At 66.2% G+C, this 14203-nt stretch carries 13 protein-coding genes; 12 read left to right on the top strand and 1 reads right to left on the bottom strand.

Annotated features, from left to right (window positions below; genetic code table 11):
• Positions 1 to 24: 24 nt before the first annotated feature.
• From CH289_RS02155 to CH289_RS02115, 9 genes are all read left to right on the top strand, one after another.
• Positions 25 to 1662 (top strand): Na+/H+ antiporter, encoded by a 1638-nt coding sequence (locus CH289_RS02155; protein ID WP_020111467.1) that lies wholly within the window; start codon positions 25 to 27, stop codon positions 1660 to 1662.
• A complete protein-coding gene (locus CH289_RS02150) occupies positions 1662 to 2843 on the top strand; it encodes a lipase family protein (protein ID WP_020111466.1) in 1182 nt (393 codons plus the stop codon). Before CH289_RS02155 ends, CH289_RS02150 begins: the two co-directional genes overlap by 1 nt.
• A gap of 1 nt (position 2844) precedes the next feature.
• Positions 2845 to 3219: an MmcQ/YjbR family DNA-binding protein gene (locus tag CH289_RS02145; protein WP_026347670.1), complete on the top strand. Its 375-nt coding sequence runs from the start codon at positions 2845 to 2847 to the stop codon at positions 3217 to 3219.
• Positions 3220 to 3230: 11 nt separating this feature from the next.
• Positions 3231 to 4382, top strand: a complete 1152-nt coding sequence (locus CH289_RS02140) for a sensor histidine kinase (protein ID WP_371828072.1) — start codon at positions 3231 to 3233, stop codon at positions 4380 to 4382.
• Between the two features lie 42 nt (positions 4383 to 4424).
• The gene (locus tag CH289_RS02135; protein WP_020111465.1) at positions 4425 to 5207 is read left to right on the top strand and encodes a LytR/AlgR family response regulator transcription factor; all 783 of its coding nucleotides are present in this window, start codon (positions 4425 to 4427) and stop codon (positions 5205 to 5207) included.
• Positions 5204 to 5572: a DUF485 domain-containing protein gene (locus CH289_RS02130; RefSeq protein ID WP_019664429.1), complete on the top strand. Its 369-nt coding sequence runs from the start codon at positions 5204 to 5206 to the stop codon at positions 5570 to 5572. The genes CH289_RS02135 and CH289_RS02130 overlap by 4 nt, the downstream gene beginning before the upstream one ends.
• 2 nt (positions 5573 to 5574) lie before the next feature.
• Positions 5575 to 7311: a sodium/solute symporter gene (locus tag CH289_RS02125; protein ID WP_020111464.1), complete on the top strand. Its 1737-nt coding sequence runs from the start codon at positions 5575 to 5577 to the stop codon at positions 7309 to 7311.
• Between the two features lie 210 nt (positions 7312 to 7521).
• On the top strand, positions 7522 to 7821 hold the full coding sequence (locus CH289_RS02120) for a DUF485 domain-containing protein (RefSeq protein WP_019664431.1): 300 nt from the start codon (positions 7522 to 7524) through the stop codon (positions 7819 to 7821).
• Positions 7818 to 9452 carry a solute symporter family protein gene (locus CH289_RS02115; protein WP_019664432.1) on the top strand — a complete coding sequence of 545 codons (1635 nt, stop codon included), beginning with the start codon at positions 7818 to 7820 and terminating at the stop codon, positions 9450 to 9452. Before CH289_RS02120 ends, CH289_RS02115 begins: the two co-directional genes overlap by 4 nt.
• Before the next feature lie 84 nt (positions 9453 to 9536).
• Here CH289_RS02115 and CH289_RS02110 read toward each other — a convergent pair whose 3' ends face one another.
• A complete protein-coding gene (locus tag CH289_RS02110) occupies positions 9537 to 10100 on the bottom strand; it encodes a hypothetical protein (protein ID WP_020111463.1) in 564 nt (187 codons plus the stop codon).
• A gap of 254 nt (positions 10101 to 10354) precedes the next feature.
• Between CH289_RS02110 and CH289_RS02105 the strand changes: the two genes are divergently transcribed.
• From CH289_RS02105 to CH289_RS02095, 3 genes are all read left to right on the top strand, one after another.
• Positions 10355 to 10789 carry a type II toxin-antitoxin system Rv0910 family toxin gene (locus CH289_RS02105; protein WP_019664434.1) on the top strand — a complete coding sequence of 145 codons (435 nt, stop codon included), beginning with the start codon at positions 10355 to 10357 and terminating at the stop codon, positions 10787 to 10789.
• 18 nt (positions 10790 to 10807) lie between these two features.
• Complete coding sequence (locus CH289_RS02100) at positions 10808 to 12457, top strand: VWA domain-containing protein (protein ID WP_442978560.1); 1650 nt, start codon at positions 10808 to 10810, stop codon at positions 12455 to 12457.
• A 96-nt stretch (positions 12458 to 12553) separates the two neighbouring features.
• Complete coding sequence (locus tag CH289_RS02095) at positions 12554 to 14203, top strand: substrate-binding domain-containing protein (protein WP_020111461.1); 1650 nt, start codon at positions 12554 to 12556, stop codon at positions 14201 to 14203.

Raw genomic sequence — 14203 nt, 5'->3', positions numbered from 1 at the left:
CGCAGCTGACGGCATGATCTAGCTGTGGACGGACCAGTACTACTACTCGTCGTGATCGCGGCCGTCGCGGTGGCGGGTTTCGCCAAACGCTTCGACCTTCAGGTGCCGCTGGTGCTCGTCGCGGTCGGATCGGCGGCGTCGTTCGTTCCAGGAGTTCCTCAGCTGACCCTGTCACCCGAGCTGATCCTCGGCGTGGTGCTGCCTCCGCTGTTGTACTCGGCCGCCCTCGACTTCTCGTTCGTCAGCTTCCGCAAGAACCTGGGACACATTCTCCGGCTCGGCATCGTCATGGTCATCGTGACCGCGGTGGCCGTGGGGTACTTCGCCAATTGGCTGGTCCCCGAACTCACTCTCGGCGCCGCACTGGTCCTGGGCGCTGTGGTGGCGCCGCCCGACGCCGTGGCCGCGATCGCCGTCGGCCGCAAACTCGGACTGCCCTCCCGCATGATGGCGATCCTTACCGGGGAAAGCCTGGTCAACGATGCGGCCGCCTTGACTCTGTTCACCCTCGCCGTCGCGTCGGTGACGGGCAAGAAGATCGAGATCGACTCGCCCGTACTGTTCTTCGCGTACGAGATCGCGGGCGGAGTGATCGTCGGCTACGTACTGGCCCGCATCGTCCGCTTCGTTCGTTCGCGCATCCGCGATTCCTCGCTGGAAACCGTTCTGGGACTCGTGCTTCCGTTCACCGCGTATCTGGCTGCCGAGGAGATCCACGCGTCGGGAGTGCTGGCCGTCGTGACCGCGGGATTCGTGCTCGGCAGGGTCACCGCCGACGTCGCGGTCCCGACGCGGATCCAGGAACGCCAGGTCTGGCCGTTGATGGACCTGCTGCTCGAAGCATTCGTGTTCGCCTACATGGGGTTGCAACTCAAATCGGTCATCGAGGAAGTGCAGCGGGACGGACTGCCGGTGCACCACATCTTCGCCTACGCCCTGCTCGTTCTGCTCGTCGTCATTCTCGTCCGGCCGGCCTGGATCTTCGTCAACACCTCCAGACGATCCGTGGTGCGCAAACTCCTGCGCAGAAAGGCGTCGGAGACGTCCGACGTACTCGGACTGACGTGGCGACAGAACCTCGTCCTGTCCTGGGCGGGGATGCGCGGCGTGGTGACGCTGGCCGCGGCGTCGGGTGTGCCGCTCGCCACCGTGGCGGGAGATCCGTTCCCGGGCCGCGCCGTCATTCAAGCGGTCGCATTCGTCGTTGCGGTGGGGACGTTGGTGATCCAGGGGCTGACGTTGCCGATGCTGATCCGCAGACTCGACGTCGCCGACGCCGACGAACAGCGTCGAACCGACGAACAGGCGGCTCTCGCACGGTCCATCTCGAGGTCGGCTGCCGAGCAGTACCTCTCCGAGGCCGCGGTGAACGGGATCGACGGAGCCAGCCGAGAATCCGTCGAGCACGTCCTGGAGCGGGTGCGGCGATCGGTTCGCGCGCGACTCGACGCCGACGAAACCGAAGACCACGAAGAGCGGATCGCCGCAGCGGGCGCACTGTTCGACACGTTGCGGCGCAACGTCCTCGTCGCGCAGCGCGCAGCACTGGTGCACGCCCGTGATGCGGGTGAACTGGACGACGAGGTCCTGCGGACCGTGCTCGACGGTCTCGACGTGGAAGAAGCTGCGGCCGAAGCGCGACTGGAACGGAGAAACCGATAGTGCGGCGGTGGCTGGTCGGTGCCCTGGCTCTGACTCTTCTCGCCGGGTGCGGCGGGCCCGAGGCGCAGCCTGCGCTCGATTCGTCCGTACCCGCTGTCGCACCGGCACCCGTCGGCGACGAACGTGGTGCGATCGTCTCGCAGACGGACATGGGTCATCTCGACCTCGCTGTGCGGTTCCTCGGTGCGTCCGCCACCCGCGTGGTGTACGCGTCCACGTCGGGTGACGGCACGTCGCGGACCGAAGTGTCCGGGGTGATCTTCGCCCCGAAAGGTACACCGCCACAGGGTGGTTGGCCCATCGTGTCCGTGGGTCACGGCACGACCGGAGTCACCGACGAGTGCGCTCCGTCGCTGTACCCGAACCTGTTGGGCACCATCGGCACGGTCGCCCCGTTCCTCGAACGAGGCATGGTCGTCGCGGTCACGGACTACGAGGGCATCGGCACTCCCGGTATTCATCCCTACCTCGACCCCAATGCCGCGGCGTACAACGTCATCGACGCAGTCCGCGCGGCCGCGAACGTCGTACCCGGCACCGGTGCGCGGTGGGGAGCGATCGGTAATTCCCAAGGTGGACAGGCCGTGTGGGCGGCAGCGGAGCATGCGGACTACGCCGACGGGTTGGAGCTCGTCGGCAGCGCCGCGCTGTCTCCCGTCCTCGATCTCGCGCCCATGTTCGACGCGGGGCACGTGAACACCCTTCCGCAGATTCTGCTGACGCCGTTTCTCGTCGACGGGCTGCAGTACCGGCATCCGGAGGTGACCGGAACGGAGTTCGTCCGGGGCGCACTCGAGGCCGACAGGCGCGCGCTGACCGCGTGCACGGACCTCCTCGGTGTGCAGAAGGCGGAAGCCGCCGGGCGTCTGACGGCGTCGGACGCGACGCCGGCCACCGAGGCGTCACGTCTGAAGATGGTGGAGTGGTTGACGTCCGTCGCACTGCCGCGGACGCGGACGGATGTGCCGTTGCTGGCTGTCGTCGGGCAACAGGATCAATTGATCGACCCGAAATGGACACGCGACGCCGTAGCGCGGGCATGCTCGATGGGAGACGTCGTGTCCATCCGGGAAGAGCCCGGCCAGGGGCATTCGGACCAGGCGGCCGTCGCCGACGGGGTGGCGTGGTTGGCCGACAGATTTGCCGGCGTACCACCGCCCGACACCTGTGCAGGAGGATGACATGGATCCGAACCCACTGACGATGGTGCGGGCGCTGTGCCTGGCGCTTCCCGAGGCCACCGAGCGCATCAGCCACGGCGAACCGTCCTGGTTCGTCAGAAAGTCTCCACAGTTCGCGATGTTCTCCGATCATCACCACGACGACCGCGTCGGATTCGTCGCCGCCGCCCCGGCCGGGGCGCAGCAAGCCTGGGTTGCGAAGGACAGCACCCGCTTCTACGTACCCCCGTACTTCGGCGGGCGAGGGTGGATCGGCGTCTACCTCGACGTGCCGCAGGACTGGGAGGACATCGCGGACATCGTGGAGGATGCGTACCGGACGGTGGCGCCCAAGACGCTGCTGACCCAACTCGATGCCGAGCGCCAACCCGAATGACCTCGGCTCTGATGTGGTTCGCGGTCATCGTGGCCTGCGCGATCGTTGCCGTCGCCGTGATCAGTCTGCGGGGACGGCGGGATCTGACGACGCCCGAGGAGCGCGCGGTCCACGCGACGCTGCATACCGCATCGTTGGCAGCCCGCCCGCTGCGCCGCGGCCTGGACACCCAGTCCGCGGCCGAGGCCGCGCCTCATCTGCGCGCGCTCACCGGTGGCGACGCACTCGGCGTCGCCGACGCCGACGCGCACCTGCTGGCGTGGAACGGTCCCTTCGAGGAGGTGGTCGGGCAGTTCCTCGAGGCGGCCGCGCGGGCAGTCGGCGGGCAGCGCCGAATTCTGATCACCGCGCCTGCGGGTGCCACGTGGCGCACCGTGGTGGTCCAACCGTTGCTCGTCGAGGACGTCGGTGTCGTCGGGGTTCTCGGTGTCGTCACCACGTCGACGCCCGGACCGGGCATGCTCGGAGCCGTCGGCGAGGTCGCCCGCTACGCCTGCGGGCAGATCGAGTTGGCCGAACTCGACGCCTCGCGTGCACGCCTCGACCGCGCCGAAGTCCGAGCACTGCGCGCTCAGATCAGCCCGCACTTCATCTACAACGCTCTCGGCACGGTCGCCTCGTTCGTCCGTACCGATCCCGACAGAGCACGAGAGCTGGTGCTGGAGTTCGCGGATTTCACCCGCTACTCGTTCCGTAACTCCGGCGAGTTCACCGTCCTGTCCGACGAACTACGCAACATCGATCGGTACCTGACGCTCGAGCGGGCACGCTTCGGCGACACTCTGCAGGTCACGTTGCAGGTCGCGCCCGAGGTACTGAACGTCGCACTGCCGTTTCTCGCGCTGCAGCCCCTGGTCGAGAACGCGGTGCGGCACGGGATCGCGGGTCGCGCCGGTGGCGGCACCATCACCATCGTCGCGGCCGACGAGGGAACCGACTGCCTCATCAGCGTCGAGGACGACGGCGTCGGAATGGATCCGGAACTGCTGCGATCGGGAACGCTGGACTCCGACGAGGCCGCGCACGTGGGTCTGTCCAATGTGGACGATCGACTGCGCGCGGCGTTCGGCAACGACTACGGTCTCGTCGTGGACACGGGCATGGGTGCCGGAACGAAGGTCAGCATGCGGGTTCCCAAGTTCAAAGCGGGGATTCGGGCATGACCGCCGTGGTCGGCAGCGCTGGATGTCTGGGATGATGCGGTGATGACCGGTCTTGTTGTGCTCGCAGTCGACGACGAGAAGCCGGCGCTCGACGAGTTGGCTTTTCTGCTGAACGCGCAGGATTCGGTGGCCGAGGTCTTCGTCGCGTCGGACGCCACGACGGCACTGCGACGACTGCAACATCCGGTCGACGCGTCCTACCCGGCGATCGACGCAGTGTTCCTCGACATCAACATGCCCGGTCTCGACGGGTTGGAGCTCGCCGGGATCCTCTCGAACTTCGTGCGTCCACCGGCGGTCGTGTTCGTCACCGCCCACGACGACCGAGCACTGGCCGCATTCGACCTCGGCGCCGTCGACTACCTGCTCAAACCCTTGCGCGAGGACCGTCTGGCGGAATCTCTGCGCCGAATCACCGCCGCGGGCCGACGACTGGAGGGTCAGGAACCGGCTACAGGGGACGAGATCATCCCGGTCGAGCTCGGCGGCACGACGACGCTCGTGCAACGTGCGAGCGTGGGGTGGGTGGAAGCGGACGGCGATTACGCCCGGCTGCACACCTCCACAGGCTCTCACCTCGTGCGGATCCCTATCTCCACCCTCGAAAGTCGTTGGGCAGAAGTCGGTTTCCTCCGAGTGCACCGGTCCTACCTGGTGTCCCTGTCGTTGGTGACGGGCATCAAGAGCGTCGGATCGGGGCTCGTGGTGTGCCTCCGACGCCACGGAGACCTCGCGGCCGTCGAACTCCCGGTGAGCAGGCGTCACACCCGGGCACTCAAGGATCGTCTCGTCCGCGGCCCGCTGCAATCCTGGTCGAATCGGTGACGGAGCCCGGTCGGAACCCGCGTGAACGCGTGGTCCTTGCCCGCAGGCGCGGCGCCCGGATCGTCAGAACACGGGTGGAAGTGCAGGAACACACCGAGGTCGGCGACGCCATGGTGCGCGGCCTCGTTCGCGCTCAACTGCTGCTGTCGATCCGCCTCGCCGTGGTGACGCTCGCCGTACTGTTCTCGATTCCGTTGCTGGGCCTGCTCGTTCCCGCGTTCTCCGACGCCGTGGTGTTCGGAGTTCGGTTGCCGTGGGTCGTGCTCGGGGTCGCGGTCTACCCGTTGCTGCTGGGTGTCGGCTGGATCCACGTCCGCCGCTCCGAGCGCATCGAGCAGCAATTCCTCGACCTGGTGGACGACTGATCATGACGGGGGTGCCGTGGCTCACGGTGGGAGCGTTGCTGATCGCTGCCGCCGCGACCGTCGCCATCGGTGTGTACGGCGTGCGCCTGGCCCGCACCACGTCGGACTTCCTCGTCGCGTCACGCACCGTGGGGCCGAAATGGAATGCGGCCGCCATCTCCGGCGAATACCTTTCGGCTGCATCGTTTCTCGGGGTCGCCGGCCTCATCGCGAAGTACGGTGCCGACGCCCTGTGGTATCCGATCGGTTTCACTGCCGGGTATCTGGGTCTGCTGCTGTTCGTTGCCGCGCCGCTTCGGCGCAGCGGCGCCTACACCGTTCCCGATTTCGCCGAGTTCCGACTGGGCTCCGGGCGATTGCGCACCCTCGCGATGTTCGTCGTCGTGGTCATCTGCGCTCTGTACCTCGTGCCGCAGTTTCAGGGTGCGGGCCTCACTCTCAATATCTTGCTGGGAGTTCCCGGGTGGGTGGGCGCGGCGGTCGTCGGGTTCATCGTCATCGCCAACGTCGTCGGTGGAGGCATGCGCTCCATCACGTTCGTGCAGGCCTTCCAGTACTGGTTGAAGCTGACGGCCGTCGCTGTTCCGGCCCTCGTGCTTGCCGTGCACTTCTTCGCCGACGATCGTGCGGTCGGTAGTCCGGCGCCACCGACGGTGGACCGGGTGACGACGGTCGAGATCAACACCGATGTTCTCGTTCAGGTGGATTCACCGATCGGCGCGCTCATCAGCGGCACTCTCGACGGTGACAGCGTCGACGGCGCGGTGGTGCTGGGTGCAGGCACGCACGAGTTGTCCGAGGGAACGTCCCTGGTGCTCGACGCGGGTTCGGCCGTTCCCGTCGTGGCGGGCGCACCGACGACGGACCGTCAGTGGGCGATGCCCGGTGGCGGGCTCGGCGGCATGCATCCGCTGTACCAGGTGTATTCGCTCATTCTGGCGACGTTCCTCGGCACCCTCGGTTTGCCTCACGTGCTCGTGCGGTTCTACACCAATCCCGACGGTCGTGCCGCGCGAGTGACGTCGCTGACGGTCCTCGGTCTGCTCGGCTTGTTCTATCTCTTTCCGACTCTGCTGGGAGTCTTCGCGCGTCTGTACGTTCCGCAGTTGTTGATCACCGGGAACTCCGACGCGGCGGTACTGCTGCTCCCCGGGTCGGTGTTGTCCGGTGTGGGAGGCCAACTCCTGGCCGCTCTCGTCGCCGCCGGGGCCATCGCGGCGTTCCTGTCGACGTCGTCGGGTCTGTTGGTGAGCATCGCCGGGGTGCTCAGCACCGATGTACTGCGTGGACGCGTCCGAGACTTCCGCATCGCAGCGGTGCTCGCGGGAGCCGTGCCGCTGGCGATGTCCCTCGGGCTCGCGTCGCTCGATCTGTCCCGCACGGTGGGGCTGGTGTTCGCGGTTGCCGCGTCGACGCTGTGCCCCCTCCTCGTGCTGGGCATCTGGTGGCGCGGACTGACTGCGGCCGGTGCAGCAGCCGGGCTGATCGGCGGCGGAACCGTCTCGCTCGTGGCAGCGTCGCTGTCGGTGTTCGGAATTCCGGAGGCATGGTTCGGGGGATGGGCGGCGACCGTCCTCGGGTACCCGGCCGCTGTCAGCGTGCCCCTCGCTTTCGGGTTGATGTACCTGGTCAGCAAGGCGACATCGCGGACGGTTCCCGTCGACATCGGCGGCATCTTCACCCGATTGCACGCTCCCGAACGCCTGGGTGTCGGCAAGGACCGCGAGCGCGAACTCTGACACCTCGGCCGTTTGTCGCGGTGAGACAACCGTTCGGCGCAGACCTACGCAGCTGAACGTGTGACCGACGCCACCACGTTCTTTTGTGATCCCCATCTCACTACTCTCAGTCCAGATCTTCCGTCACACTCCGTGACGCCACGACGAGGGAGCACTTTCGTGACAACACCGGACACATCTCCACCACCGGACGAGCAAGCGTTCATCGACATGCAAGCAAGCCCGGAATTTCAGGAACTGCGTCGACGCCTGCGCAGCTTCGTCTTCCCGATGACCGCGTTCTTCCTGATCTGGTACATCGTCTACGTGCTGCTGAGCAACTACGCGCACGACTTCATGTCCACCCCTGTGTGGGGCAACGTCAACGTCGGCCTGCTCCTCGGACTGGGGCAGTTCGTCACCACCTTCGCGATCACGGGCATCTACGTTCGTTTCGCGAACCGTGAACTCGACCCGCGCGCCGAGGCACTGCGCAACGACATGATCGCGTCCCAGGAGGCCAAGCGATGAACGTCCTGGCGCAAGCCGCAGACACCACCGTCGGCGAACCACTCGTCAACATCGCGATCTTCGGAGCGTTCGTCGCCGTCACGATGTTCGTCGTCATCCGCGCCTCGAAGAAGAACGCGACCGCCTCCGAGTTCTTCACCGCCGGTGGCGGATTCTCCGGACCACAGAACGGCGTCGCCATCGCAGGCGACTACCTCTCCGCGGCAAGCTTCCTCGGCATCGCGGGCGCCATCGCCGTCTACGGGTACGACGGCTTCCTCTACTCCATCGGCTTCCTCGTCGCCTGGCTCGTCGCGCTGCTGCTCGTGGCCGAGTTGCTCCGCAACACAGGCAAATTCACGATGGCCGACGTGTTGAGCTTCCGCCTCAAGCAACGTCCGGTGCGCACCGCGGCCGCGCTGTCGACGCTGACGGTGTCGCTGTTCTACCTCCTCGCGCAGATGGCGGGCGCAGGCGGACTCGTCGCACTCCTGCTCGACATCTCCGACCGCACCGGGCAGTCCATCGTCATCGCCGTCGTCGGTGTGTTGATGATCGTCTACGTCCTCGTCGGCGGCATGAAGGGCACCACGTGGGTCCAGATCATCAAGGCGGTTCTGCTCATCGCCGGTGCACTGTTCATGACGGTGCTCGTTCTCGCGAAGTTCGGCTTCAACATCTCCGAGCTGCTCGGTAGTGCACAGGAAACGATCACCGGCTCCGCCGATGATGCAGTCGCAGCCCGCCAGGTTCTGGAGCCGGGCGCTCAGTACGGCGGCAGCAACATGTCCAAGCTCAACTTCCTGTCACTCGGTATCGCACTCGTGCTCGGAACTGCTGGTCTCCCACACGTTCTCATGCGCTTCTACACCGTCCCCACCGCGAAGGAAGCTCGTCGCAGCGTCGTCTGGGCCATCGCACTCATCGGCGCGTTCTACCTCTTCACCCTGGTGCTCGGCTACGGAGCCGCAGCAATCGTCGGACCGGACCGCATCCTGGCGTCGGCAGGCGGACAGAACTCCGCGGCACCGCTGTTGGCCTTCGAGCTCGGTGGCGTCATCCTGCTCGGTGTCATCTCGGCGGTCGCCTTCGCGACGATCCTCGCCGTGGTCGCCGGCCTGACCATCACCGCGTCGGCGTCCTTCGCTCACGACATCTACGCCAGCGTCATCAAGAAGGGCGATGTCGACGAGAAGAAGCAGGTCAAGGTCTCGCGCATCACCGCCGTCGTGATCGGTGCACTCGCCATCGGCCTCGGCATCCTGGCGAACGGTCAGAACATCGCGTTCCTCGTCGCACTCGCCTTCGCGGTCGCTGCCGCGGCGAACCTGCCGACCATCGTGTACTCGCTGTTCTGGCGTCGCTTCAACACCACCGGCGCACTGTGCAGCATGTACGGCGGCCTCATCTCGACGCTCGTGCTCATCGTCTTCTCCCCGGCCGTGTCCGGATCCAAGACCGCGATGATCCCCGGCTCGGACTTCGCCTGGTTCCCGTTGTCCAACCCCGGAATCGTCTCCATCCCACTCGCATTCGTGCTGGGAATCGTCGGTACGCTGCTGTCGAAGGACAGCGAGAGCCGCGCCAAGCAAGCCGAGATGGAGGTTCGCTCACTCACCGGTATCGGTGCGGAGAAAGCCACCGCCCACTGAGGGTTCCATCTCTCTCGCACACCTTCCAGTCCCTCGCACAGGTTGCAGCCTGTGCGGGGGACTGCAGTGTGTGCGGGAAGGGGGTCACCTTGCCGACCGCCGGACCACGGTGCGTGGGGTGGGGAGTGCGGCTGCGAGCTCGATCGACGCTCGCAGCTTGGACACCAGCCTGTCGGGGTTCTCGAGGTCGGACCACGTCAACCGGAGAACGATCCAACCGTGCGCTCGCAGCGCGTCCTCGCGCTTCTTCTCGGCGACCACAGCAGCAGCCGGTGTCTGCCCAGGTTTCAGATACTCGAGAGGTGCGGGATGAACGTGCCGCCCACCGGTCTTACGGCCACCACCGCTACGACCGACGGTGAAATGAACACGCTGCAGATCCGGGGCCCACAGTGCGATCCCGTGGACCAGGGCAGCGGACTGGTGACTCACGACGAGTCGGCCACCGGCGGCGTTCGCGTGCGCCCGCGTCCGGAGAACGTGGCGATCCTCGGGCCCCAGAGCCTGGAGCGCCGACGAATCGGCGAATGCGCCGCGTCGGATTCGCTTCATCGTCCCGTTCCTGGTCGCGGTCCGTATCTCGCTGTCCGACGTTCCGGTGCGCACGAGCTGGCTACGCATCAGCAACGGGTCCTCGTCGAATCGCATGGCGACGATCGTGGTCGATCGGGCGCGTTCGCGATAGCTGTGGATGAACGATCCTGGGGATAACTCGATTGTGTTGTACGACGCGCGATTTCGTTCTGCTCCCGCACACCTTCCAGTCCCTCGCACAGGTTGCAGCCTGTGCGGGGGACTGCAGTGTGTGCGGGGGTGGGAGCTGGTAGCTATCACAACTCCGCGGGCCCCGGTGAGGTCTGCCTCACACATCGGGGTTGACGCGTTTGGTTACGATCCCTTCCGTGGCCAAGCTGAAGGTAACCGTCAACGTCCCGCTCGACCCCGAGACTGCGTGGACTCATGCGTCCGATCTCGCCGACTACGACAAGTGGTTGTCCATCCACGAGGGATGGCGCTCCGACCTGCCGGAACAACTGTCCGTCGGCACCACTCTGGAGTCCGTCGCGTCGGTGAAAGGGATGCGTAACCGCGTCCGGTGGACCATCGAGAGCTACGACCCGCCGAAGAAGCTGAAGTTGAAGGGCAACGGCAAGGGCGGAGTGAAGATCGGGCTGGTGTTGTCGGTCGCGGAGGGCAAGAGCGGCGGCTCCGACCTGACGCTGGACGTCGAGCTCGGCGGTGCCCCCTTGTTCGGCCCGATAGGCTCCGGCGTCGCTCGGGCGCTGAAGGGTGACATCGAGAACTCGATGAAGACCTTCGAATCGCTGTACGCCTGACAACGGAGAGGCCTTTCCATGCCCGGCAGACACAGTGCCCCTGGTAGACACAGTGCCCCCGCGTCGGGTGCAAGCGCCGTTCCGGCGGTGAAGTACGGGATCATCGCCGTCGTTCTCCTGCTCGTCGTCGGCGGTGGAGTGTTCGCGGCGCAGAAGGCCTTCGGTTCCGATTGCACGGATCCGGCCACGTACTCCCTGGCCGCGGACCCTGCTATCGCAGGAGTGGTCCAGCAGGTCGTCGACGACACCTCGGCCGAGGATCTCGGGTGCGCGACGGTGGAGGTCACCGCGACCGATTCCGGCACGGCGTCGGCTGCAGTGTCGATGGGTGCGGATGCGCCGTCGTTGTGGATCCCGGATTCCGCACTGTGGGTGGGAAAGGCCGTGCGCGCGACGGGTTCGCTGGTGGATGTAGCAAGCCAGTCGGTGGCGAGTTCCCCGGCGGTGATCGCCGCACGCAAGGACGAGGTTCCGTTCTTCGACTCCTGGTTGACGGCTCTGCAGCTGAAGAGTCTGCGCATCGGAAATCCGTTGACCAACACCATCTCCGACGCTGCCATTCTCGGGGCGCTCTCGGAGGCGGGCTCCGACGCGGACGCCGTGGATTCGGTGTCGGCCGCGCTGGTGCCGATCGCGCAGGCGCAGGCCGCTACCCGCGGTGAAGCAGATCCGACGGTGCGTCTGGAGGAGATGGTCGCCGACGGCGGAGTGTCGGTGGTGTCCGAGCAGTCGTACCTCGACTTCCAGAAATCCACCGGCGCCGAACTCGGCACGACGACGCCCCCCACCGGCAGTTTCTTTCTCAACTTTCCGCTGGCCGTGACCGAACCGGCCGACGATCGCGTCGAGGGCGCGAAGGCCGTCGGGCTCGCCGTGGCGGAGGCCCTGGCGTCGGAGACGGGGTTGCAAGCTCTGTCCGACGCCGGATTCCGAGCACCCGACGGCACTCCGCTCAGCGACGGCCGTGGCGTCGGGGACATCGAGGCGTTGACCATCGCCGACCAGCAGACTGCCGAGGAGACCCTGCGTCGCTACCAGGTTCTGGCCCTGCCGTCGCGCACCCTCGTGATGGAGGACGTGTCGGGGTCGATGGGGTACAGCGCGGGTGCGGACACCCGTATCGGGCTCACCGTGCAGGCCAGCGATACCGGCAATCGGTTGTTCCCGAACAACGCCGCGCTGGGGTTGTGGGCCTTCTCGGTCGGCCTCGGTGGGGGAGACCAGGACTACCGCGAGTTGGTTCCGATTCGTCGGCTCGACGAGGACGTGAACGGCACGTCGCAGCGTGACCTTCTGCTGCAGGCGACGCGCACGCTCCCGGGCCTCGTGGGCGGCGGAACAGGCCTGTACGACACGGCGCTCGCGGCGTTCCGCCAGGTCAAAGAGGGATACGACCCCGATTACATCAACAGCGTCATCATCCTCACCGACGGTTCCAACGAGGACCCGGGCAGCATCTCGCTCGACGAACTCCTCTCGACGTTGCGTGCCGAGCAGGATCCCACCAAGCCTGTCGTCATCGTCACGATCGGTATCACCGACGACGCCGACGCCGGGGTTCTCCAGCAGATCTCCGCGGCGACCGGCGGAACCAGCTTTCTGGCCAGAAATCCGGCGGAAATCCCCAACGTTTTTGTGAATGCTCTCAAGAGCCGCGCAGGACGCTGATTTTCCCGCTATTTTTGGGTTTGCCGTTTGCTCGGCGCGCTTCGTCGTGCATGATGCAGCGTGCAACGGAAGCTGACTGTTTGGGGGAACACGGGGATGTCGGGGCGTCACGGAACGGGAACGCGCAGAAATCCGCTGTACGTGGGGGGCGCGATCGTCGTCACGGCAGTAGTGGTCGTCGTCGGCGGATACTTCGGAGTGCAGGCCGTCCGTGCAGGTGGCGCCGAGTGCGACACCGTCGCGCAGGTGTCCGTTGCAGTCGATCCCACCGTCGCCCCGGTCGTCACGGACGTGCTGTCCACCGTGGAACCTGTCGACCGAGGGTGCACCGATTTCGACATCAGGGCCGAGGCGCCGACGGACACGGCCACCGAACTTGCCGGCAACAACGAGAACCGTCCGGACCTGTGGATCCCTGATTCGACGCTGTGGCTGCTGAAGACTCTCCGGTCGACCGGGGCTCTTCCCGAGGTGGCCAAGTCCTCGGTGGTCAACACCATGCCCGTCGTCGTCACGCGTCCGGGTGAGTCGGTTCCGGTGAACACCTGGCTGGAGGTGCTGCAGAATCCGGGCCTTCGGATCGGCGATCCGCTGGACAGCAGCGGAGCCCTCGCCTCGATTCTCGGAGCTCTGTCGGAATCGGAGGTCGCGATCTCCGACGCCAAGGCAGTCTCTGCCGCACTGGTCCCGAAAGCTCAGGACTACGGCCGGATCGCGAATCTGCCGCACGGAACGGCGGATCTCGTCGACCAGGTCGCGGCCGAGGGTGGCACGTCGGTTGCAACCGAGCAGAGCGTGCTCGCGTACAACGCCGCGCATCCCGATGCCCCGCTCGAAGCGTCGGTTCCACCGACGGGCAGCTATTTCCTGAACTACCCGCTCGCGGTCACCGCGGCAGCAGGCCCGGACTACGACCGCGTCAAGGATGCCGGTACCGCCTTGGCGTCGGCGCTGTCGACCACCTCGGCCACCGAGGCCCTGACGGCCGCCGGTTTTCGGCAGGCCAGCGGTGTTCCAGTGGCCGACGGTAGGGGTGTGGGTTCGGTCGCGTCGCTGGAGTTGAAGAATCCGCTGGCCATCGAATCGACGCTGCGTGACTGGTCGGTGCTGGCCCTTCCGCTTCGCACCCTGGTCGTCGAGGATGTATCCGGGTCCATGGCGGCGCGGTCCGGTGACTCGACACGGATAGCTCTGACCGTCGATGCAAGCCTCGGGGCCAACGCTCTCTTCAGCGACCAGACCGAGATGGGACTGTGGGCGTTCTCCATCGGTCTCGGCGGAGGACAACAGGATTATCGCGAGTTGGTTCCCCTGGGAGCGGTGGACACGGTGTTCAACGGTCTGCCACAGCGCGAAGCGATTCTGTCTGCAATCCGCGGGCTTCCAGGCATCGTGGGTGGCGGAACCGGTTTGTACGACACCACTCTCGCTGCGTTCCGTCGGGTCAAGGAAGGGTACGACCCGAATTTCGTCAACAGTGTCATCCTGCTGACGGACGGTACGAACGAGGACGAAGGCAGCCCCAGCTTGGATCAGCTGATCGAAACCTTGCAGCGCGAACAGGATCCGGTGCGCCCCGTCGTCATCGTCACCGTCGGTATCACCACCGACGCCGATCCTGTTGCGCTGCAGAGAATTGCCGCTGCGACGGGTGGTACCAGCTACGTCGCCGAGGATCCGCGTGACATCCCGGACGTGTTCGTGCAGGCACTGAACAGCCGAACCCAACGCATCGGCGGCGAGTAG

Origin of the sequence: Rhodococcus sp. RS1C4, from assembly GCF_002258225.1 — a bacterium.
Classification (GTDB): domain Bacteria; phylum Actinomycetota; class Actinomycetes; order Mycobacteriales; family Mycobacteriaceae; genus Rhodococcoides; species Rhodococcoides fascians_E.
This window is presented reverse-complemented; position numbering and strand designations above follow the sequence as displayed.

What these genes read in the sequence shown, in the direction of transcription:
- CH289_RS02140 (WP_371828072.1), top strand. Translation starts at nt 3,231, where the DNA reads ATGTGGTTCGCGGTCATCGTGGCCTGCGCGATCGTTGCCGTCGCCGTG.
- CH289_RS02095 (WP_020111461.1), top strand. Translation starts at nt 12,554, where the DNA reads ATGTCGGGGCGTCACGGAACGGGAACGCGCAGAAATCCGCTGTACGTG.
- CH289_RS02100 (WP_442978560.1), top strand. Translation starts at nt 10,808, where the DNA reads ATGCCCGGCAGACACAGTGCCCCTGGTAGACACAGTGCCCCCGCGTCG.
- CH289_RS02135 (WP_020111465.1), top strand. Translation starts at nt 4,425, where the DNA reads ATGACCGGTCTTGTTGTGCTCGCAGTCGACGACGAGAAGCCGGCGCTC.
- CH289_RS02125 (WP_020111464.1), top strand. Translation starts at nt 5,575, where the DNA reads ATGACGGGGGTGCCGTGGCTCACGGTGGGAGCGTTGCTGATCGCTGCC.
- CH289_RS02110 (WP_020111463.1), bottom strand. Translation starts at nt 10,100, where the DNA reads ATGCGATTCGACGAGGACCCGTTGCTGATGCGTAGCCAGCTCGTGCGC.
- CH289_RS02145 (WP_026347670.1), top strand. Translation starts at nt 2,845, where the DNA reads ATGGATCCGAACCCACTGACGATGGTGCGGGCGCTGTGCCTGGCGCTT.
- CH289_RS02120 (WP_019664431.1), top strand. Translation starts at nt 7,522, where the DNA reads ATGCAAGCAAGCCCGGAATTTCAGGAACTGCGTCGACGCCTGCGCAGC.
- CH289_RS02115 (WP_019664432.1), top strand. Translation starts at nt 7,818, where the DNA reads ATGAACGTCCTGGCGCAAGCCGCAGACACCACCGTCGGCGAACCACTC.